Origin of the sequence: Pseudomonas sp. PB106 (assembly GCF_009764645.1) — a bacterium.
Classification (GTDB): Bacteria; Pseudomonadota; Gammaproteobacteria; order Pseudomonadales; family Pseudomonadaceae; genus Aquipseudomonas.
This window is the reverse complement of record NZ_RWIM01000017.1, coordinates 103,263-123,134: the sequence shown is the minus strand read 5'-3', so window position 1 is coordinate 123,134 and position 19,872 is coordinate 103,263. Positions and strand designations below refer to the sequence as shown.

21 protein-coding genes are annotated in these 19,872 nt (G+C 59.2%); 8 read left to right on the top strand and 13 right to left on the bottom strand.

Features of this window, described 5'->3' with window-relative positions; genetic code table 11:
• Positions 1–40 precede the first annotated feature (40 nt).
• Genes EJA71_RS03415 through EJA71_RS03405 form a run of 3 tightly spaced genes read right to left on the bottom strand, consistent with a single transcriptional unit; the run spans position 41 to position 2,291 of the window.
• A complete protein-coding gene (locus tag EJA71_RS03415) occupies positions 41–451 on the bottom strand; it encodes an SRPBCC family protein (RefSeq protein WP_158954297.1) in 411 nt (136 codons plus the stop codon).
• Positions 452–474: 23 nt separating this feature from the next.
• The gene (locus EJA71_RS03410; RefSeq protein ID WP_158954295.1) at positions 475–1,272 is read right to left on the bottom strand and encodes an SDR family NAD(P)-dependent oxidoreductase; all 798 of its coding nucleotides are present in this window, start codon (positions 1,270–1,272) and stop codon (positions 475–477) included.
• On the bottom strand, positions 1,269–2,291 hold the full coding sequence (locus EJA71_RS03405; RefSeq protein ID WP_158954293.1) for an aldo/keto reductase: 1,023 nt from the start codon (positions 2,289–2,291) through the stop codon (positions 1,269–1,271). Before EJA71_RS03405 ends, EJA71_RS03410 begins: the two co-directional genes overlap by 4 nt.
• A gap of 113 nt (positions 2,292–2,404) precedes the next feature.
• Between EJA71_RS03405 and EJA71_RS03400 the strand changes: the two genes are divergently transcribed.
• Positions 2,405–3,301, top strand: a complete 897-nt coding sequence (locus EJA71_RS03400) for a LysR substrate-binding domain-containing protein (protein WP_158954291.1) — start codon at positions 2,405–2,407, stop codon at positions 3,299–3,301.
• Positions 3,302–3,557: 256 nt separating this feature from the next.
• A complete protein-coding gene (locus EJA71_RS03395; RefSeq protein ID WP_158954289.1) occupies positions 3,558–4,217 on the top strand; it encodes an isoprenylcysteine carboxylmethyltransferase family protein in 660 nt (219 codons plus the stop codon).
• Positions 4,218–4,338: 121 nt separating this feature from the next.
• Here EJA71_RS03395 and EJA71_RS03390 read toward each other — a convergent pair whose 3' ends face one another.
• Complete coding sequence (locus EJA71_RS03390; protein WP_158954287.1) at positions 4,339–5,004, bottom strand: HAD family hydrolase; 666 nt, start codon at positions 5,002–5,004, stop codon at positions 4,339–4,341.
• A 69-nt stretch (positions 5,005–5,073) separates the two neighbouring features.
• Positions 5,074–5,487: a response regulator gene (locus tag EJA71_RS03385; RefSeq protein WP_158954285.1), complete on the bottom strand. Its 414-nt coding sequence runs from the start codon at positions 5,485–5,487 to the stop codon at positions 5,074–5,076.
• Positions 5,488–5,686: 199 nt separating this feature from the next.
• On the opposite strand from EJA71_RS03385, the gene EJA71_RS03380 reads away from it, so the two are divergent.
• Positions 5,687–6,628: a class I SAM-dependent methyltransferase gene (locus EJA71_RS03380; protein WP_158954283.1), complete on the top strand. Its 942-nt coding sequence runs from the start codon at positions 5,687–5,689 to the stop codon at positions 6,626–6,628.
• Positions 6,629–6,748: 120 nt separating this feature from the next.
• Here EJA71_RS03380 and EJA71_RS03375 read toward each other — a convergent pair whose 3' ends face one another.
• Positions 6,749–7,528 (bottom strand): helix-turn-helix transcriptional regulator, encoded by a 780-nt coding sequence (locus EJA71_RS03375; protein WP_158954281.1) that lies wholly within the window; start codon positions 7,526–7,528, stop codon positions 6,749–6,751.
• A 179-nt stretch (positions 7,529–7,707) separates the two neighbouring features.
• Here EJA71_RS03375 and EJA71_RS03370 point away from each other — a divergent pair, with 179 nt between their 5' ends.
• Positions 7,708–8,826 (top strand): P1 family peptidase, encoded by a 1,119-nt coding sequence (locus tag EJA71_RS03370; protein WP_158954278.1) that lies wholly within the window; start codon positions 7,708–7,710, stop codon positions 8,824–8,826.
• Between the two features lie 126 nt (positions 8,827–8,952).
• Here EJA71_RS03370 and EJA71_RS03365 read toward each other — a convergent pair whose 3' ends face one another.
• From EJA71_RS03365 to EJA71_RS03350, 4 genes are all read right to left on the bottom strand, one after another.
• Positions 8,953–9,639: a GNAT family N-acetyltransferase gene (locus tag EJA71_RS03365; protein WP_158954276.1), complete on the bottom strand. Its 687-nt coding sequence runs from the start codon at positions 9,637–9,639 to the stop codon at positions 8,953–8,955.
• Positions 9,640–9,698: 59 nt separating this feature from the next.
• On the bottom strand, positions 9,699–10,256 hold the full coding sequence (locus tag EJA71_RS03360; RefSeq protein WP_158954274.1) for a YceI family protein: 558 nt from the start codon (positions 10,254–10,256) through the stop codon (positions 9,699–9,701).
• A gap of 93 nt (positions 10,257–10,349) precedes the next feature.
• On the bottom strand, positions 10,350–11,348 hold the full coding sequence (locus tag EJA71_RS03355) for an acyltransferase (RefSeq protein ID WP_158954272.1): 999 nt from the start codon (positions 11,346–11,348) through the stop codon (positions 10,350–10,352).
• Positions 11,349–11,440: 92 nt separating this feature from the next.
• Positions 11,441–12,799, bottom strand: coding sequence for an MATE family efflux transporter (locus EJA71_RS03350; RefSeq protein ID WP_158954270.1), 1,359 nt, complete (start codon positions 12,797–12,799; stop codon positions 11,441–11,443).
• Positions 12,800–12,957: 158 nt separating this feature from the next.
• On the opposite strand from EJA71_RS03350, the gene EJA71_RS03345 reads away from it, so the two are divergent.
• Positions 12,958–13,527, top strand: coding sequence for a chorismate mutase (locus EJA71_RS03345; RefSeq protein ID WP_158954268.1), 570 nt, complete (start codon positions 12,958–12,960; stop codon positions 13,525–13,527).
• A gap of 94 nt (positions 13,528–13,621) precedes the next feature.
• Here EJA71_RS03345 and EJA71_RS03340 read toward each other — a convergent pair whose 3' ends face one another.
• Positions 13,622–15,496, bottom strand: a complete 1,875-nt coding sequence (locus EJA71_RS03340; RefSeq protein ID WP_158954266.1) for a hypothetical protein — start codon at positions 15,494–15,496, stop codon at positions 13,622–13,624.
• 115 nt (positions 15,497–15,611) lie between these two features.
• Here EJA71_RS03340 and EJA71_RS03335 point away from each other — a divergent pair, with 115 nt between their 5' ends.
• Together EJA71_RS03335 and EJA71_RS03330 are read left to right on the top strand one after the other, a co-directional pair.
• Positions 15,612–16,703 carry a hypothetical protein gene (locus EJA71_RS03335; RefSeq protein ID WP_158954264.1) on the top strand — a complete coding sequence of 364 codons (1,092 nt, stop codon included), beginning with the start codon at positions 15,612–15,614 and terminating at the stop codon, positions 16,701–16,703.
• 168 nt (positions 16,704–16,871) lie between these two features.
• The gene (locus EJA71_RS03330; RefSeq protein ID WP_158954262.1) at positions 16,872–17,312 is read left to right on the top strand and encodes a phage infection protein; all 441 of its coding nucleotides are present in this window, start codon (positions 16,872–16,874) and stop codon (positions 17,310–17,312) included.
• 72 nt (positions 17,313–17,384) lie between these two features.
• Here the strand turns inward: EJA71_RS03330 and EJA71_RS03325 are convergent, their stop codons facing one another.
• The gene (locus tag EJA71_RS03325; RefSeq protein WP_158954260.1) at positions 17,385–17,720 is read right to left on the bottom strand and encodes a hypothetical protein; all 336 of its coding nucleotides are present in this window, start codon (positions 17,718–17,720) and stop codon (positions 17,385–17,387) included.
• Positions 17,721–17,897: 177 nt separating this feature from the next.
• On the opposite strand from EJA71_RS03325, the gene EJA71_RS03320 reads away from it, so the two are divergent.
• Positions 17,898–19,541: a sensor domain-containing diguanylate cyclase gene (locus EJA71_RS03320; protein ID WP_158954258.1), complete on the top strand. Its 1,644-nt coding sequence runs from the start codon at positions 17,898–17,900 to the stop codon at positions 19,539–19,541.
• On the opposite strand, the gene EJA71_RS03315 is transcribed toward EJA71_RS03320, so the two are convergent.
• Positions 19,542–19,835: a hypothetical protein gene (locus EJA71_RS03315; RefSeq protein WP_158954256.1), complete on the bottom strand. Its 294-nt coding sequence runs from the start codon at positions 19,833–19,835 to the stop codon at positions 19,542–19,544.
• Between the last annotated feature and the right edge of the window lie 37 nt (positions 19,836–19,872).

Genomic DNA, 19,872 nt, shown 5'->3' with positions numbered 1-19,872 from the left:
GAGCGTGGGAACGATCATCACAGGTTTTTGTGCTGGATGATTAAGTTGGGTAGTTGGCTCGCAGTGCGTCGAGGCCACCTTGGTAGATCCCGCTAAACAGCGCCACCACTTCCTCATCGCTCACGCCTTTGGCGTTGAAGCGCCCCGACCACGTCACCCGTGCGCCCTGCCCTTGGGCTTCGACCTTGATCGTCGCCAGATAATCCGTCGCCGGGAACGGTGCCTGCTCGATGGAGTAGCTGTAGGTCTTGGCGGCGTTGTCGAACGCTTGCAGACGCTCGACCACCACGCCGCCGTCAGCGGTTTGCAGCGTGCGTACACGCCCGCCGTCGCTCAGTTCACTGTTGGGAATGAACGGCAGCCAGTCCGGCAGCGTGTTGAAGCCGCCGATCAATTGCCAGACCTGATCAGCCGAAGCTGGAATATCAATGGTTGCTGATGCTGTAGGCATAAATAAACGTCTCTCTGGGGAATTCAGATCGTCAGGCTATCGACCACGCCGCCATCGACGCGCAGAGCAGCGCCGGTGGTGGCCGAGGACAGCGGCGAAGCGATATAGGTGACCAGGTGCGCAACCTCTTCAACGTCCGCGACACGCTGGATGATCGAGGTCGGGCGGGCCTTGAGTACAAAGGCGTCGGCCTCATCGCGCAAGTTGCGCCCGGATTCAGCGGCGGCATCTTTAAGCATGTCTTGCAGGCCATCGGTGAAGGTCGGCCCCGGCAGGATCGCATTGACCGTCACCCCGGTGCCAGCCAGACGTTTGGCTAAACCGTGGGACACCGCCAGATTGGCGCTTTTGGTCACGCCGTAATTGATCATGTCGGCCGGCGTTGCCACACCGGATTCCGAAGACAGGAAAATCACCCGGCCCCAACCCTGCTCGACCATCGCCGGCACGTAATGCCGCGCCAGGCGCACGCCGGAAATCACATTGACCTCATAGAAACGCGTCCACTCGCTGTCCGGCGCTTCGAAGAAGTCGACAGCGTCGAAGATGCCAAGGTTGTTCACCAGAATGTCGGCGCGCGGTTCGGCGGCGAACAGAGTCTGCGCGCCCTCTGCTGTGCCGAGATCCGCAGCCAAACCGCGCAATTGCGCGCCCGGGACTTTCTCGCGGATGCTCGCCAACGCCTGCTCGACCTTGCCGGTGTCGCGGCCGATCACCACTACCGTCGCGCCGGCTTCGGCCAGCGACTGGCTGATGCCCAAACCGATACCAGCGGTGCTGCCGCTGACGATGGCCAGTTTTCCACTCAGATCAATCTTCATGCTTTCACCTCATCGATTGGCAATGGTGCACGTTCGGAAACCAGTTTGGCGTCGCGCATGGCCTGCCAGAAACCGGCAGGAATGGTTGCCGACAGCGCCGCGACATCTTCAGCGATTCGACCCGGTTTGCTCGCCCCGGGAATCACCGCCGCAACAGCAGGATTAGCCAGCGAGAACTGTAGCGCAGCGGCCTTGATATCGACGTTGTACGCGGCGGCGATGCGTTTGATCTGCTCCACCTTGGCGATGATTTCAGGGCTGGCCTGCTGGTATTCGAAGTGCGAGCCGCCGGCGAGGATGCCCGAGCTGTAAGGCCCGCCGACGACGATTTCGACGTTCTGCGCCCGCGCTGCATCCATCAGCCGTTGCAGCGGACGTTCGTGATCGAGCAGCGTGTAGCGACCGGCCAACAGGAAGCCGTCCGGCTGCGCTTCGCTGAGGTCGAGGGTCAGTTCGCACGGCTCGACTTTGTTCACGCCCAGGCCCCAGCCCTTGATCACGCCTTCTTCGCGCAAGCGGGTCAGCACTTTGAACGCGCCGGTGCGGGCCTGGTTGAAGTATTCCAGCCATTGATCGCCGTAGAAATCCTGAGCAATGTCATGTACCCAAACGATATCGAGACGGTCAGTCTGCAAGCGTTTCAGGCTGTCTTCGATGGAGCGCAGGGTCGCGTCGGCGCTGTAGTCGTTGACGATCTTGTTGGGGCGACCGTGCTCGAACACCCCGCTTTTCTCGCCGAGATCGCGGGCGGCGGCATCTTCGACTTCATCGAGAATGACCCGGCCGACCTTGCTGCTGAGCACGTAGTCGTCACGCTTGTATTGCTTGAGCGCTTCGCCGAGGCGGATTTCCGACAGTCCGGAGCCATAGAACGGCGCGGTGTCGAAATAACGCACGCCAGCCTCCCACGCGGCATGCACGGTGGCTTGCGCTTCCGCTTCGGGAATGGCGCGGAACATGTTGCCCAGTGGCGCGGTGCCGAAGCCCAGTTGACCGGGCAGTTTGTCTTTCAAGCTCATTGGTTTTTCCTCGATAGGTTCTGGGTCTGTGTGACCGTTGAGCAGATCCTAGATTGCGACACCGAGACCGTCCAAGACATAATGTGCAGCACTTGAGTCCCTATAGGTCTGACATGATCGACATCCGTCAATTGCGCTATTTCGTTGTAGTCGCCGAGGAAGAACACGTCGGCCGCGCCGCCGAACGGCTGCATATTTCCCAGTCGCCACTGAGCCGGCAGATCGCCCAGCTCGAAGAACGTTTGGGCCTGACCCTGTTCGAGCGCAGCCAGCAGCGCATCCGCCTGACCCGCGATGGCCAGATCTTCCTCGCCGAAACCCGCGCCCTGCTCACCCACGCCAATCGCCTGGAATCCCTCGGCAAGCGTCTGGGCCGTGGCGAAGAAGGTGGTTTGTGCATCGGCTACATCGAAAACGCCATGCACGCCGGGGTGCTGCCGAATGCCTTGCGCGTGCTGCGCGGCGATCGCCCCAACGTCCACGTTGCGCTGTACAACCTCAGTTCCGCCGAGCAACTGGAAGGCTTGCGACAGCGTAGTCTCGATATTGCCTTGGTGAGTGAGCCGCCGACCGCTGACGACCCGGATCTGCTGGGGTTTCAGGTGCTGGATGATCCAATGCTGCTGGCGTTGCCCGAGCATCATCGGTTGGCGCAGCAGGCTTCACTGAAGCCCGAGGATTTGGCTGGTCAGGAATGGATCGGCGTGCAGCCGCGCCAGGATGCCAACGACGAATTCGTCAGCGCGTGCATCCGCGCAGGCTTCACCCCGGATGTGCGCATGCAGGCGACCGAGCCGTTTACCGCACTGGGGCTGGTGGCGTCGGGGCTGGGGATTGCGATGATCCAGAAGGGCTTGAGCCATAACGCACCGCCCGGGGTGGTGTTGCGTGAAGTGCCGTGGCTGACGTTGACCACGCCATTGTGGGCGGCGTGGCACCGGGTCAATTTGCGGCCGTTGGTGGAAACGTTCCGCAAAGTGCTGACTGACGGCGAGATTTCCGCTGACTGAGATGGCCCCTTCGCGAGCAAGCTCGCTCCCACAGGTTCAGTAGGGATTTGATGTCCTCTGTACGACGCCAATCCCTGTGGGAGCTGGCTTGCCAGCGATTAGGCCGGAACAGCCAAAATCGAGGGTGACTGACCCTCCGCTATCGCTGGCAAGCCAGCTCCCACAATGTTTTGTGACCATCCTGAACGCAGTGCTCAGCCACAGATTTTGTGACGGATCTACACTGACCGAATCAGCCATCCGCCGTGAGATCGCCATGAGAATGTCCGCGCAAATGACCGTGGTCGCCGTGCTCGCCACCCTCGCCTACCTGGGCCTGGCGGTGTGGGGCATTGGCGGCGTGGCGATCTTTTTCTCCCACGGCTCGCTGGTCGTGGTGGCTTTGGCAACCGTGGCGATGGTGGTGGCGTCGCTGTTTACCGAAGTCAATCTCAGCTCTGGCAAACGCGAAGACCGCGCCAATCGCTGGGTGCTGCCGGCGTTTGCCGTGATCGGTTTGCTCAGTGGTTTTTTGCCTGCTTACTGCGACCGGGTGAACGTCTGGACGTTCGGTGGCGACGGCGTGCGCTGGTTGGGGGCGTTGCTGTTTATCGTCGGCGGCGCGCTGCGGTTGTGGCCAGTGTTTGTGCTTGGGCGACGGTTTAGCGGCTTGGTGGCGATTCAGCCGGGGCATCGGTTGGTCACCGATGGCATCTATCAGCACCTGCGCAACCCGAGTTATCTGGGGCTGGTGATCAATGCCGTGGGCTGGGCGCTGGCGTTTCGCTCAACGGTCGGATTACTGCTGGCGGCGCTGACGTTGATTCCGCTGATTGCCCGGATTCATTCTGAAGAGGCGCTGCTGCGTGCGCAGTTTGGCGCGGAGTACGACGCTTACTGCGCGCGGAGTTGGCGGCTGGTGCCGGGTGTTTACTGATTACCGAAGACCACCCCTTGTAGGAGTGAGCCTGCTCGCGATCGCGGTCTGTCAGTGAAATCTGTGGGTCTGACACACCGCAATCGCGAGCAGGCTCACTCCTACAAGGAATTACGGTGTGTCAGTGGCGTTGCAGGCGCAGACCATCACTGTCGACTTCAACGCGGAGGTCCGCGTAACTGGCCAACGTTGCATGCGCCGTTTGCAGCGGATGCTGATGCGTGGTGGTGATGATCACCAACGGCGCGCCGGCCGCTTCAGCCGCCTGGATCCCGACCGTGGCGTCTTCGAAAATCAGGCAATCGCACGGTTCGAGTCCCAGACGTTTGGCGGCCAGCAGATAACCCGCCGGATCCGGTTTGCCCGCCTGCACATCTTCAGCGGTAATCATCAGCAAAGGCTCGGGAATTCCCGCCGCCGCCATGCGCCGCAAGGCCAGATCCCGTGGCGCCGAGGTCACCATCGCCCAGCGATCTTTCGGCAGACTGTTGAGAAACGCTGCCGCGCCGGGAATCTCGACAATGCCTTCGACGTCTTCGATTTCCGCTTGGGTGATTAACGCCGCTTGCGCCTCGGCATCGACGCCGGGCAGGTTCAGGCGATTGATCGTGTCGATGGCTCGCGCACCGTGAATGGTCGGCAGGAATGTTGCCACATCAACCCCATGACGCACGGCCCACGCTGACCAGATGCGCTCGGCAGCGGCGATGGAATTGAGGACGGTGCCGTCCATGTCGAACAGGAACGCGCCGAACGCGCGATCGAAAACAGAATCGTGAGCAGACAAAACGTCGCATCCTCTGACAAGAAACCGGGCCGGCAATGTAGCACTTGCCGGGCCGATTCACCCAGCGTGTCAGTGCAGGCGCGGGGCCTTGGACTTGAAAGCGCTGTCCACACAGTCGAGCAACTGACCGATGGCCCAAGGCTTTTTGATGAACGCCACCGAATGCTTGACCCCGGAAGTCTCCGGCGTTTCATAGCCGGACATGACCATCACCGGTTTTTCCGGCCAGCGGTCACCGACCAGGTTGGCCAAATCAGCACCGTTGAGGGTGCCGGGCATGGTGATATCGGTGAGCAATAGCGCCACTTGCTGCGCATGCTGCTCCAGATAGAGCGAAGCCGCGTCCGCACTGGTGTGCGGTTCGACCACAAAACCTTCCTCCTGAAGAATTTCGCAGAGAAACTCCAGAATCAACGGATCATCTTCGACTACCAGAATCAACCCGCCAGGAAGGTGCGCGTCCGCCGTTGGTGTTGGGCACATGAAACTGCACTCCCTGAATAGCATTAACGATTTAGCGGCTTGAATCCGCTGCTTATCTGGTATGAGCAGCGGACTCTGCAGAAATTCATTTTTGATACAGCTCTTTTCAAAAAGGCCGGTTTGGCCCTTCAGCGACAATCGTTCGCGGCGTCTGGTTTATGGTTAAAATGCCGGCCCTTTTGCTTGCCGACCGTGACCGATGAACCCTGAAGCCCTCGCCACCCTCCACGCTCATTTGCTGCCCGCGCTGGCGGCGGCACCCGGCGAAACCCGTCGCCTGTTCCACGGACGCGGACGTTGCTGGCCGGGCCTGGAACAGTTGACCGTGGACTGGCTGCAAGGCGTGGTGCTGGTGGCGTTGTTCAAAGAGCCACTGCCCGAGCAACTGGACGACCTCAAGCGTTTGCTGCTGGAGATCAGCCGTTCGCCGGCATGGCAGCAGTGCGGCGCGCACACCTTGTTGATCCAGCATCGCTATCTGCCACAAAGCACCGCTGAATGGCTGGTCGGCAGTGAGATCGAGGAAATGACCATTGTCGAGGGCGGTTTGCAATACCGCGTCGATCTGGGCCTCAAGCAAAACACCGGGTTGTTTCTCGACATGCGCTACGGCCGCAACTGGGTACGCGAACAGGCAAACGGCAAGCGTGTGTTGAATCTGTTCGCCTACACCTGCGGATTTTCCGTGGCCGCGATCGAGGGTGGCGCCGATCACGTGGTCAATCTGGACATGTCCCGCGCAGCCTTGAGCCGCGGTCGCGACAATCACCGCTTGAACGGCCATGACCTGAGCAAGGTCAGTTTCCTCGGCCACGACTTGTTCAAATCCTGGGGTAAAGTCATCAACAGCGGCCCCTACGATCTGGTGATCATCGACCCGCCATCGTTTCAGAAAGGCAGCTTTCTGCTGACCAAGGATTACCAGCGCGTACTGCGCCGCTTGCCGGAATTGTTGACGGCGCAGGGCACCGTGCTCGCGTGCATGAACGATCCGGCGTTCGGTTCGGACTTTCTGATTGATGGCGTTACGCAGGAAGCGCCGGGGCTGCGTTTTGAGCAGCGGCTGGAGAATCCGCCGGAGTTTGCGGATGTCGATCCTGAAAGCGGACTCAAGGCTTTAGTCTTCCAGCGCGCTATCTGACACCGAGAAGTTCCTTTGTAGGAGTGAGCCTGCTCGCGATAGCGGTCTATCAGTCAAATAGGTGATATCTGACACACCGCTATCGCGAGCAGGCTCACTCCTACAAGGGTTCGCGGTGACTCAGTTCACGTGTGGGCGCAACACCAGCGCAAACAACTCTCCATGCCCGCTGACGTTGAGCTTCTGATAAAGATTGCGCCGATGCACTTTCACCGTCTCCGGTGAAATGCCCAGCTGCTGGGCAATCGCTTTGCTGGAGAAGCCCCGCAGAATCAGCCGCGCCGTATCGACTTCGCGGGCGGTCAGTCGGGCATCGAAGCGATCGAGCAACGTCGCCAGGTCACCGACCGCCACGTCAGCCACCGGCCCCTGCGGTGGCAGCAACTGCACGTGTCTGCGCATCGCCGCCAACACCCAGTCCCTCACGCATAGCAACCTGCCCTGCTCGGCCAAGCCGAACGCCGTCGAACGCCCCAAGGACAATCCGAGCACGCCTGCTTCGAGGTTGATCATGAACTGCAACTCGTCCTCGCCGACCACCGATCGGAAGTAGCTCTGGTAGTACTCGCTGTGTAGAAACTGGTCCGGCGCGACCGAAGCCAGACTGTGTAGGCCATCGCTGATGCCCACCGACGCGGCTTGATAAAACGGATCGAGCAGGTACATGCCGGCGGTGTAATCGGCCAGTTCCTCCTGTTCGGCGGCACTGCCTTTGCTGTCGAAGTCGATCAGCAATTGCGGTATTTGTCCGGCTTTCATCACCGCCACCAGCGCGTTGTCCACGGGCACCAGCAAGCGCAGGGTGTCGACCAGCGCACGCCAGAACCCGTCCTGCCCGACACTGGCAAATACCCGCGCCAGGCTCTGATGCACCGGCAATTCCTGCAACAACGCGTCCACGTTCTACCCCTTCGGTGTAACCCATGATGGGAATGGGTCAGGCGCGATCGGCCCGATAGGCTGACCCCCGTTATGAATACCGGCCCGCCGCATCATGCGGTGTCGCATGGCCGAGTTCAACCCGGCCCGGTTGCAACACCGGGCCATTTTTATCTGCCTTTAAAGAGAGACAAGAATCGATGAAACCTCGTGCCCGTGACCTCAACATTCGCATTGGCCAGATGCAACCCGGCCCGCTCAACGCGATCACCGATGTGCCCGGTGTGCGAGTCGGCCATAGCAATGTGCGCGGTCGTAGCGAGGCCGGTCGGGACATCTGCACCGGCGTCACGCTGATCGAACCGCGTCGGGGTTCGACCAACCAGCAACCGTGTTTCGCCGGGGTGCATGTGCTCAACGGCAATGGCGATGCCACGGGCCTTGAGTGGATTCGCGAAGCCGGTTTGCTCACCAGCCCGATTGCCTTCACCAATACCCACAGCCTCGGCGTGGTGCGTGATGCGCTGATTGCGCTGGACCGTGAGCAGCAACCGGACGACGGTCGTCTCTACTGGAACATGCCAGTGGTGCTGGAGACTTACGATGGCCTGATCAATGACATCAACGGTTTCCACGTCAAACCGCTGCACGTCGCTGAGGCCTTGAATACAGCCACTGACGGGCCTGTTGTGGAAGGCGCGGTCGGCGGTGGCAGCGGCATGATCTGCCACGAATTCAAGGGTGGCATCGGCACCGCCTCGCGCCAGTTGAGCGATGTGCAGGGCGGCTGGACTGTCGGCGCCATCGTCCAGGCCAACCACGGCATTCGCAGCGAATTGCGCGTCGACGGTTACCCGGTCGGGCGCTCCATGGAACAGAAGGATTCGCCGTTTCTGCGCGCTTCCCTACCGCACCCAGGCATGGGTTCGATTGTCGTGTGCCTGGCGACAGACGCGCCGCTGTTACCCCATCAATGCACGCGTCTAGCGCAACGGGCGAGCCTCGGCCTGGCCCGCACCGGCGGCGGTAACGAAGATCACAGCGGCGACATCTTCATCGCCTTCGCCACCGGCAACGACCACGTCCCGCCAGCAGCCTACGAAGGCAGAGGCGCGCCAACCTGCGACGGCTTGCGCATGGTCAATAACGATCACATCAGCGAGCTGTTTCTGGCGGCCACTGAGGCGGTCGAGGAAGCGATCATCAACGCCTTGCTCGCCAGCGACAGCACCGAGGGCAATGGGCATTCCGTGCAAGGCTTGGACGCGGAAACGCTGCTCGCCGCGCTCGAAAAAGCAGGTTGGCCCGGCTCGCGCTAACCCCGCAGAACCTGTAGACCTTCGCCTGCTCGCGATAGCGGTCTATCAGTTATTGATGATTCGACTGACGCACCGCTATCGCGAGCAGGCGAAGGCCTACAAGGGGCTATGCGAACAGTCCACGCCTCAGTGCAGCGTCAGGCGCTGGCGGACAAACTCTTCGGTGTGGCGAGTGGTTTGATCAAGGTGCCGATCCCGCTGTTTCTCGGCATCGAGCATCGCGCGCTTGCTGTTTTTCTGGAGCAGATAGGTGTGAATCTGCTGCACTTCCAGCGAACGGTAGATCGGCGTGGTATCGATAAATCCGCGCAAGCCGTTGCTGCGATAGTGCCGTGTGCTCATCAGCACTTGGGTCTCACGCGAGCCGATCACTTCAAAATCCATCGCTTCGAAATACGGGACTTTGCCGACCGTGCACCCCAGTTCGGCATGGGGATAGCGGCCAACCATTTCAGCAATCATCGCCCGCGCCACACCCTGGCGCCGGTGCCCTTCGCGCACTGCCATGTAGGCGACGCTGCAGGCTTCCCAATCGCCCTGCACCGGCAGGTACAGGAGGAAACCGATGACCTGCTCGGGATCATCCTCATCAGTCGCCACCAACAACTCCACCTCGGTGCCCTTCTCGCCATTCAACGCTTCCAGATACAGATGCACCTCATAGCCGACCGCGTACTGATAGACGTTGTAGAGCAGATTGCTCGGGCCCAGGCCCACGGCGCTGATGTCCGTCAGGTAGTCGACGACCATCTGCAGAATCTGGCTGTTGACGCCTTCCGGGCAAGGGGATTTGTAGTGGGTGATGCGTGGCATGGCGGGTGAACTCCGGCAGAAAACCGCGACATCATACCTTGTCACCCCAGCCAACGGACTCACTGCTGGGGCGCCACCACCTTGAACTTGATGGCGATGTCCTTGGACACCACGCTGTCCGCCCACTCCCCCGCGCCGAGGCCGAACTCTTCGCGTTTGAGCAGCAGTTCGCCGTCAAAAATGCCGATGGCGCTGTCCGGTTTCAATTCCACCGGTACTTGCACATCGCGGGTAATGCCTTTGAGGGTCAGTTGGCCGGCAATCAGATAGCGGTTCTCGGCGACCTCGGTGAAGTGGCTCGATTCGAACACTGCCACGGGAAATTTTGCCGTGTCGAACCACGCCGGTTTCACCAGTTCGGCGTTGGCGTCTTCGCTGCCGGCGTCGATGCTGGTGAGGTCGATGTGCAAGGTGGTGTGGGCGCGGTCGAGATGCTCAGTGTCGAAATCCAGCGTCGCCTCGAACCTGGCGAAGGTGCCGTACATCCGCGAGCCCATCTGGTTGTAGGTGAAACTGATCTGACTGGCGTGGGTGTTGACCCGGGTGTACTCGACAGCCTGCGCAGCGGGGATGGCGCACAGGACAAACGCGGCTGCCAGCAGCAATCGGATCGACATGGGATTCTCCGGGCGGCGCTTGACGTCGAGGGCCTCGATTGACTTAAGCAAACATCCGCCGGTTACGCCAGTTGCAACGTCGCGTACCTGCGCTCAGACCAGGGCTTCAGCGTAGCGAACATCAGCGGCGCCCGGCCGCATACCTGCCCGAAGCCGATGGCGCAATTTCAACGCTGGCCGCTCGATGCAGTAGTAAGTCAGACCGCTGCACAAAAAAGCGACCAGCAACACAGCCAGAATGATTGCTGCATCGTACGTCCCCGACCAGAAACCGTGCAGCGCGTAAATCAGCACAAAGTGATTGAGAAACACGCCATAGCTGAGATTCCCGAGAAACTCGTCGAGACGGTGATATTTGAGCCGGCTCAGCCAATACACCGCCGGGATACCCAGCGCCGTGCCCAGCGTCACCTCGGCGTTGAAAGGCTGGCGTTCAATCACGCCCGCCATGATCGCCGCAAGCAGCAGTCCCGCACCGATCGCGGTCGCAGCCACCACCGCCAGCCCTCTGCGGTTGGCTTTGTACAAATAGCTGCCGCACAAAAACATGAACAGCACGCCCGGCAACAAGCGATAGCCATAGTAATCCGTGTTGATGTAAGCGAAACACGCCAGCAGAAATACGCCGACAGACAAGACGAACGCAGCGCCGCGCCACTTGAAGACAAGCAGGAAAGGAATTACCAGGTAAAAACACATCTCCAGCCCCAGCGACCACGCGGGCGGCAGAATCCACACGCTCGAAATCCCGAACATGGAGAAATCCAGCGGCACGATGGTCAGGCTCGCGACAACGCGCGGCACCGTCAATTCGAGGTCAGGTGCGGAACCGGGCATCAGCTCATGCACCACGATGCACGACGCGATGAAATAAAACAAAAACTGCGGATACAGACGCAAGGCCCTGTCCAGATAGAACGCGGGGAATTTGCTCGTCGAGCAGTAGTTACGCTCGATCAGCGAGGTCATGACGAAACCGCTGATGATCAGAAAGGAAATCACCGCTACCACGCCGGGATTGAGCCCGTAAAAGGTTACGCCCATATGTGAAACAGCTACCAGCACCGCCAGTAGCAGCCGAAAAGCCCCCATTTACACCCTCAAACGTCCTTATAGTTATGGCGCGTAACCTACGATGCTTTCTGCTCGGATAACAGCAAAATATCCACCCGCTGCGGCAGCGCCTACACCAGCCGCTCGATTTTCTGATGGCGCCAGACCAGTTTGTAATACAGCGTCTGCAACACCAGCATGCTCAGGTACGCCACCGGAAACGCCATCCACACGCCCTGCAATCCATATTGCGCATCCAGCCAATACGCCGCCGGCAACTGCACGCCGACCACGCAGACAATCGCGATCACCACCGGCACCAGCACTGTGCCGCTGGCGCGCATGATGCCGCCGATGATCGCCTGAAAGCCGAACACCAGCAGGCTCCACAACATGATGTGCAGCAGATGTTCAGCCAACACCCGGGTTGGCTCTTCGGTGAGGAACAGCCCCAGCAGCCAGTGCGAGAGCAGATAACCCATCACGATCAGGCCGCCGGTCAGGCACACGTTGATCAGCAACCCGGTGCGCAGAATTGGCGCCATGCGCTCCAGTTGCCCGGCGCCAATCGCCTGCGCGCCGAGGATCGACGCGGTGATCGCAATCGACAACGCCGGGAACTGCACGTAGTTGACGATCTGCGTCACCGCGCCATACGCCGCCGTCGCTTGCGAGCCGTGCTGGTTGACCAGCGCCAGAATCACCAGCTCCGACAGCGACAGCACAATCATCTGCACGCCGGTCGGCAGGCCGATGCGCAGCACCTTGCCGAGAATCGCCCCGTTGAGTCGTAGTGCGGCGAAGAACTCGCGGTCGGGCGCCAGCGGGTGGCCCTTGCGAATCAGTCGCCACGCCAGCCACGCCATCGCCGCCAGGTTACCGGCCAGCCCCGCGTACGCCGCGCTCTGAATGCCCAGTTGCGGCAAGCCGAACCAACCGCGAATCAACGCGGGCGTCAGTGCCAGACCGACCGACGTCGACACGATCAACGCCAACAGCGGCGACAAGGTATCGCTCACCCCGCGCAGCAATTGCGTGAACAGCACAAACACCAGCAGCGACGGCAAGATCCACAGCATCACATGGGCATACGCCACCGCATCATCGAGCACATCCGAAGGTGTCCCCAGACCGGTCAGCGCCTGGCGCGCAAAAACGCTGCCGAGCACCGCCGCGACCAGACCAATCAGCACGCCGAGCAACAGCGTCGCCCCGGCAATCGCCTTGACCATGTGCGGCTCACGCGCGCCCCACGCCTGGCCGATCAGCACACCGGCACCGGCGCCAAGGCCAATCACCAGCGCGATAAAGAAGAACACGATAGGAAACATCCCGGACACCGCCGCCAACGCCTGCGTACCGAGCATCTGGCCGATGTAGATGCTGTTGACCGTGCCCGACATCGACTGCAAAAAATTCGACAGCACCATCGGCGCGAGGAACAGCAGGTAGGTTTGCCAGAGGGGTTTGACGGCAGCGGGGGTTTGCATTGACTGGAGGTCCATCTCGACGGCGGGAGGGCTAAGACAGGATAGCTTCGGTGAGTTGCCTGCGGGGTGCAATTAACATTTCACAGCGACGTTTATTGTCGGCGCCCGGCTGTGTTAAATAACCGCCCACGTCCATTTCCTTCAAAGAGGCTTTGTCCATGCCCCGCTTGCCCCACGTGCTGACCGGCACGCTCTTCGTGCTCTGCGCCGCGACCGCCCAGGCAGCCCCGACAGCCAGCCAACCGCAAGCGCTGAAACCCTTGCTGGAAACACTCAACGAACGCCTCAACATCGGCGATCTCGTCGCACTGACCAAATGGGACAGCGGCAAGCCGATTCAGGACAGCCCTCGAGAAGCGCAGGTGATCGCCAATGCGCGCACGCTGGCCAGCGAGCGCAAGCTCGACCCGGAAGACGTGGCGCAACTGCTCGCCGCACAAATGGAGGCGAACAAACTGGTGCAATACGGTTTGCTCGCACAGTGGCAAGCCGTCGGTGCAGCACCGGATACGCCGCGCCCGGATCTCGCCAGGCAGATCCGCCCGCAGCTGGACGAACTGCAAACCCGTCTATTGCAGCAGTACGCCGAATTCACGCCCTATCGCCAGGACCCCAATTGCCCGACATGGCTGGCCGAGGCACGCAGCGGACTGACCAAGGATGCGTTGCATGAACTGGCGCTGACGCGGGCTGCCGGGGAGTTGTGCGTGCGTGCGATAAGTCGCTGAACCCAATACACGTCTTTGTCGCACCAACGCCTCAAAAAGACGCCCGGTAGATTGACCGGGCGCTCTGATCGCTTTTGGACTCAGCTTTCAGTAATCAAGGTCGAACCAGTACTTTTTCCGCGCTGAGCTCCGCCAACATGAACGGCCCACGACCCGGGCCGCCCAAGGCCTTTTTTACAACTGTAGTTCTTGGATCTCCGGCCCACAGGCCAATCACTTCATAAAGCAACCAACTGGCCAGCCCACGCCCGATCTGATCAGCAAGAGCTGGTTTGATACGTGAAGTAGTGGCTCCGCGCTTTATCAGATCGAGATATAGCTGGGCCGGAATCACGGGCATGGGCGCCGACTCAAAAGGCCCGATAAGCAGAAGGTAGCTTTCCAGTGTTTGCTTGACCATGTCGCTCAACTGCGTAGGTTTTACCGAATAGGTTTCGGGCTTCGCAACAGGATCACCACCAAACATACGTTTAGCCTGTATCAACGTGCCTCTCTCGGTGAAACTCGCATTCCCGGCTTCCTGCGCCTGAAAAATCAAACAGACATCAGTGGAAAAACGCGTGGCTCCCAGACTGGGAGCCCCCTCTTCAGGTTTACCAACCATTCGATACTGCAAAGTGAATTGCAGGTATTCGTTGTCTTTACGTTGACTAGCAAGTCGCTGCAAAGCAGTGTTGATATTAAGGAAGGATGACGCGAGATTGGCGAATAAGGTGGCTGCCAGATTTTCCTCACCGCTGCCTGCAGTGGCTGGCACTAAATTGCCGAAAGAACGTGCGCACGCTTCGAGCTCTCTCTCAATGAGCTGCTCAATCTGAACATCTCCAATCCAGGTCCGGGCCAGAGCGCTCCCAACCGGCGGCGCCAAGCCCAAGCGATGGCTCTGGGCTTGGAGAAGCAACTGGCCAGCATTTGGCACTTCACTGATCAGACCTTGAAGTGTCTCTGCACGTAATCGCACCAATGAAGCCGGGTGGCAGTGAAGTTCGGCCAAAGCTGCACCGAGTTGATCCCCCCACAATTCCGCCAGTGCGAAAATGATCGAATGGTCGTAATCCGTGCCACCAAACCAGAGCAGCAATTCAGTGACCGCTTTCTTCAAAGCGAGATCATCTCCAATGAGGCACTGCAGTTGGCGACGCCATGCGGATTCTGTTTCAGGAGAAAACTCGCTGAGCGAAACGTTCGCCGCTGGACCCCAAGGCCGAAAGCCGACATAGCCCAACTGCTCCCAAACGTATTGCAGTTTCGTTGCATGACCGTAGAAAAGTCCGGAAGACGGTCGAGGTTCGTCACAGATGATCCAGGCAACTAATTGGGCCCAAGGAGCGTCGGGTGACCATTTACGCGCCAGTTCAGCAAAACGCGTGAGCTGATTGGTTTTGCCCCGCGAGTCCTTAGCGGTATCCAACGTGGTCAAAAGGATTCCACGCAAGTGCTCGGTGGAACCCACAAGCATGCCTAAGGCGGACAAACGCTGTGATCGCTCTGAAGTATTAGCGTGGAAGTCTGTGATGAGTCGTTCGAGGAGCAATTGGTTTGACTTCAGCAATGGCCACGACACCAGCAGCCGAGTGAATGCTTCAATTTCCGGGTTGTATTGGCAGACTAATCTCGCCGCTTGATCACAGAGTTCATCTTCGAAGTCACTCCAGTGTTCGTGAACATACGCATCAAACTTCTGGATCAGATAATTGAGTGCGGATAAATCGCGATCCGATTTCGTTAGCTCCTGCATCAGATAGTGCTTGATTTGTGAAGCGTTGCCTGATTCCGCACCTAATTCTCGTTTACCCGAGTCGAGGTCTTGTTGAATCAACGTCCAATTCAATGGATCTGGCTCGGGAGTGCGGTTGAAGTACGCAATGGTGCCGACTTTCCGATGAGTCTCTATGATCTGGACTATGTTCTCTGGCGCGAGAGGCTTCTCGGAAGAGCGGTTATTCTCAGTGATGTCTGGGGTTAGCATTAAGTCTTCCTGACTTTGGCAAATTCAGAATAGCGTGAGAGAAACCGCCGATGGCAGTCCCCCTCAAGCGATGTCAGAATGCCTTCATTTTGCCAAGGCCACCAGATGTTAAAGGATGTACTGCTGCAAATTTCTTACTACCTTGCCTTCTGCCCCCCTGCTCCTGTTGATACCGTTTCCGATTCTCAGCGCAAGTTCAAGCGACAAAGGCGCCACGTTTTACAATTTCCCCTATTACTTGAATCCGCGTCTTGGGCTGGCGTCGCAGTGGCCACTGAGGTTCTGGCTATGCCTCATCCTGACTTACTTTCTGGTAACCGGTGTTATTTGCTGGAGCGGCTACGAACTTGCGTTTACAGCGGAAGGCTTCGACAAATTTGTCGAAATCAGCAAATTCCCGCTCGCGCTACTGTCGCTCACGATTCCCGTAGGTGTTTTTATCAGCAGGCTGCACAGCACACAGCAAACGGCCGCCCAGATTGAAGCCGCCGAGTCAAAGAACAGACTCGATGCTTTTCATGGACAAAGGAAAGGAATCGTCGAGTACATCGACTCCATCGGCGAAATAGAACTGGCGCCTCAGAAAAAAATAAAACTGAGGGTCAATCAGGCCTTCCACTCCATCGTTTTCTGCGATTCGACTCATCTGAAAGGTGCCAATGAAGCGAATGAAACTGTAATCGCTAACGTCACTTCGAATATCGACTCTGCGCTCGGTCATCTTGCGCATCTGATGCCGTCAATCCAAGAGCTCGCAAAGCGCAGGGAGGCACCTTCTAAATTCGAGCCAACGCTCCATTACATCCACCTTGTCGACATTACTAAAAAGCTTTGCGAATACTTGAACGTGCTGGATTACACGCTTAGCAGTGACGAAATAAGGCAGACTAAATCCTTCGCCTGGTTTGATGAACACGGTCGCCAACAGACTAAAAAATTCGACATACCAACGGACAAATACTATGGAATTCTTGCGCTTTTGAATTACTGCTGCACGATCACCCTCCACGCTGCCACATCCGAACATCGCAGTGCTAACGACCTGAAGCTCTTAGACATAAAACTGTTACATGCAGAGCTTCGGTTCCTCTGTTTCGCCAATATTGTCGGCAAGGGCGATGATAAGGTTTTGTACCACTCACAGCGATATCTGCTGCACATTTCGAGCGAAGGGCTAAGTCAGCTTCCGCTGGATCTAAGAGTCTAGGCCGTATCCGACGCCCATCATCCGACTTTGGCCTTGGACGTAAATAGAGTACAGAACTGCTCCATCGTTGGCGTCGATAGTCACCATCACGCCAATGAAGTTCTCATAAAAAATCCGCGGCGTAAGATCGGCTCCAGACAAACAAACAACCTTCTGGAGCACACGATCATGAAACGCCAAACCATCCTCAGCATCGCTTTCTCGGTTTTTGCAATTAACGCTTTTGCCGCCACCCCGGCTCACACCATGATCGCCGAAGGCGGTTCGGACAAGCTGATTGAAAGCCGTGTGGCTGAGGGCGGTTCGGATCGTCTGCTCGAACGCCGCGTTGCTGAAGGTGGCTCGGATCGTCTGCTCGAACGCCGCGTCGCCGAAGGTGGCTCGGATCGTCTGCTCGAACGCCGCGTCGCCGAAGGTGGCTCGGATCGTCTTATCGAACGCCGCGTTGCCGAAGGTGGCTCGGATCGTCTGATCGAACGCCGCGTTGCTGAAGGTGGCTCGGATCGTCTGCTCGAACGCCGCGTCGCCGAAGGTGGCTCGGATCGTCTGCTCGAACGCCGCGTTGCCGAAGGTGGCTCGGATCGTCTGCTGGAACGCCGCGTCGCATGATCCAAAGCTGTACCGCACGCCCACAAAAAAGCCCGGCCTGATCAGCCGGGCTTTTTTGCGTTCAACCGAGGCTTATTGCGCGGTCTTGAGCTTGACCACGTCACCGGAAATCTTGGTGGTGTAGCCGGTCAGAACCCAGGCCCAGAACCAGTTTTCCTGGACTTGGGTGTTTATCATGGCGTCGCCGCCCTTGGCTTTGATCGCGGCGGTCTGGGCGCGGACGAAGCGGTTGTTCTGCTGGATCGGGATTACGCCGAACAGCAGCAGACCGGTGGCGGTGGCTTCACTGTGGCCGATCACAGTGTACTGGTTGCTGTCGTAATGCTGGGTGTTCATCGGGGTGCCAGTGCAACCTGCCAGAACCGCACCGAACAGGGCGGCGGCGACTACTTTGCTGAAGTACTTCACGGTAAAACTCCATAGGAAAACGCCCGGGATCCGTCTCTCGGGCGGCGCACACCTTAGCGAAAACCTAGGCCTCTTGGTATCAATCTCGACAAGTTTCATTTTGCCGCTTCGCTGGCAGCCCGTCGGCGATGTCGCATACCATGGCGCCACGCCAATCAAGACAGACAATCATCGCCCATGCTCAAAGCCAGTCTGCGTAGCCACCTCACTCTTTGGTTCACCGGTTTGTCCCTGTTGACGCTGTTGAGCGTGGGTTTCTACGTCGGCCACATCGCCACTGAACAAATGAAACAGGCCAGTGGCAACGCCTTGCTCAACACCGCCCGTTCAGCCGCCTCGTTATTGGGTGAACAACTGCGCGAGCGGCAACTGGAAGTTTATCTGCTCAGCCGCGCCCCGCACCTGGAACGCGGCGATCTGGATAACCCGACGATTCTCAAATCGATGCAATTGCGCACCCAGGCCCGCAACGAGTATGCGTGGATGGGCGTGACCGATGCTGAAGGTAACGTGCATCAAGCGGTCAACAACTTGCTGGTCGGGCAATCAGTGCAACAGCGCCCGTGGTTTCAGGCCGGGTTGCGCGGCGAATACACCGGCGATCCCCACGAAGCCGTGCTGCTGGCCAAGTTGCTGCCGGGCATGCCGAATGGCGAACCGCTGCGATTCATCGATTTCGCCGCGCCGATCCGCAATGCCGAAGGCCAGGTCATCGGCGTACTCGGTGCTCATGCGCACTGGAGCTGGGTGACGCGAATCGTCGAATCGGCGGCGTTTTCCCATAAGAATTCCGCACCGGATATCGAAGCGCTGATCGTCGATCACGACGGCAAGGTGTTGTACCCCGAAGCATTGATGGGCCAGCAACTGGCGGCGAATAACTCGCCTGCGCCAGGCTGGTCGGTGGGCGATGGCTACCTGACCAGCATGGTCAACGTGCCGACGCCATCGAGTACCGCGCTGTCGTGGTCGATTGCCGTGCGCCAACCTTTGGAAACCGCACTGCAACCGGCACGCCTGCTGCTGTATAAATTGCTGATTCTCGGTGTCGTCGCGGCGGTGCTGTTCGGTCTGGTCGCGTATTACGTGGCGCTGTACCTGAGCCGTCCGATCGAACAGCTCGCGCGTTCGGCCAAACAGGTTCAGCGCAACGAGCCCGGTGCGCGTTTTCCCCTCGAGCATCCGGTGCAGGAAATTGCCCAGCTCGGCCAGTCAATCGATGCCATGACGCAATCGCTGCTCGGCAAGGAGCGCGAACTGCAGGAGGCCAACGCCTCGCTGGAAGCCACCGTCGCCCAACGCACCGCTGCCCTCACCCAGGCCAATGCCGAACTGCTGAGCCTGGCCGTTCACGATGGCTTGACCGGCGTTTACAACCGTCGGCGCTTCGACGAAAAACTCACCGAATACACGCTGCTGTCACGGCGCACCGGTCGCCCGTTTGCGCTGCTGCTGATCGACGCTGACCACTTCAAACGGATCAACGACACTCACGGGCATGCCGTCGGCGATGACGTACTCAAGCAGTTGGCGCAGCTGATTCAAAGCAGCCTGCGCACCACCGATTTCGTCGCCCGTTACGGCGGCGAAGAGTTCGCCGTGCTGCTCCCGGAAATCGCCCAACCCGACACCCCCGAGGTGGTCGCGGAAAAGATTCGCGTGGCCATCGCCGAGGCGCACTTCCCGGTCGTCGAGCATGTGACCGTGAGCATCGGCGTCGGTCTGGCCGATCCGGCGGACAACAGCCACAGCGCACTGATCAAGCGCGCCGACCAGCAGTTGTATCAAGCGAAAGCGGCAGGCCGAAATCAGGTGGCGTGATCAGGCCTTCTTCACTTCGCAAATGCCGTTGGTTCTGTTCTTGCCGGTGTACGAGACCCCGGCGGAGCCATCGGGATTGATGCTCAAGGAAATGGTCACGCCCGCGCCCTTGGCCTCAAAGTAGTTCTCGTTGAATGTCTTCAGCTTGCCTTCCTTGCCGTTTATGTAGATCGGCCCGCCCTCATCGGCGTGGACTTCGATCTTGCCCGGGCAAGTGGCGTTGAACATCGGAATTGCGGCCTGAGCCAATCCGCTGGCGAGTAACAGCGGCGCGGTCAACATCAACAATTTCATCGTGTGCTCCGAGCTAACGGCGGTGTGCCGGCCGGTT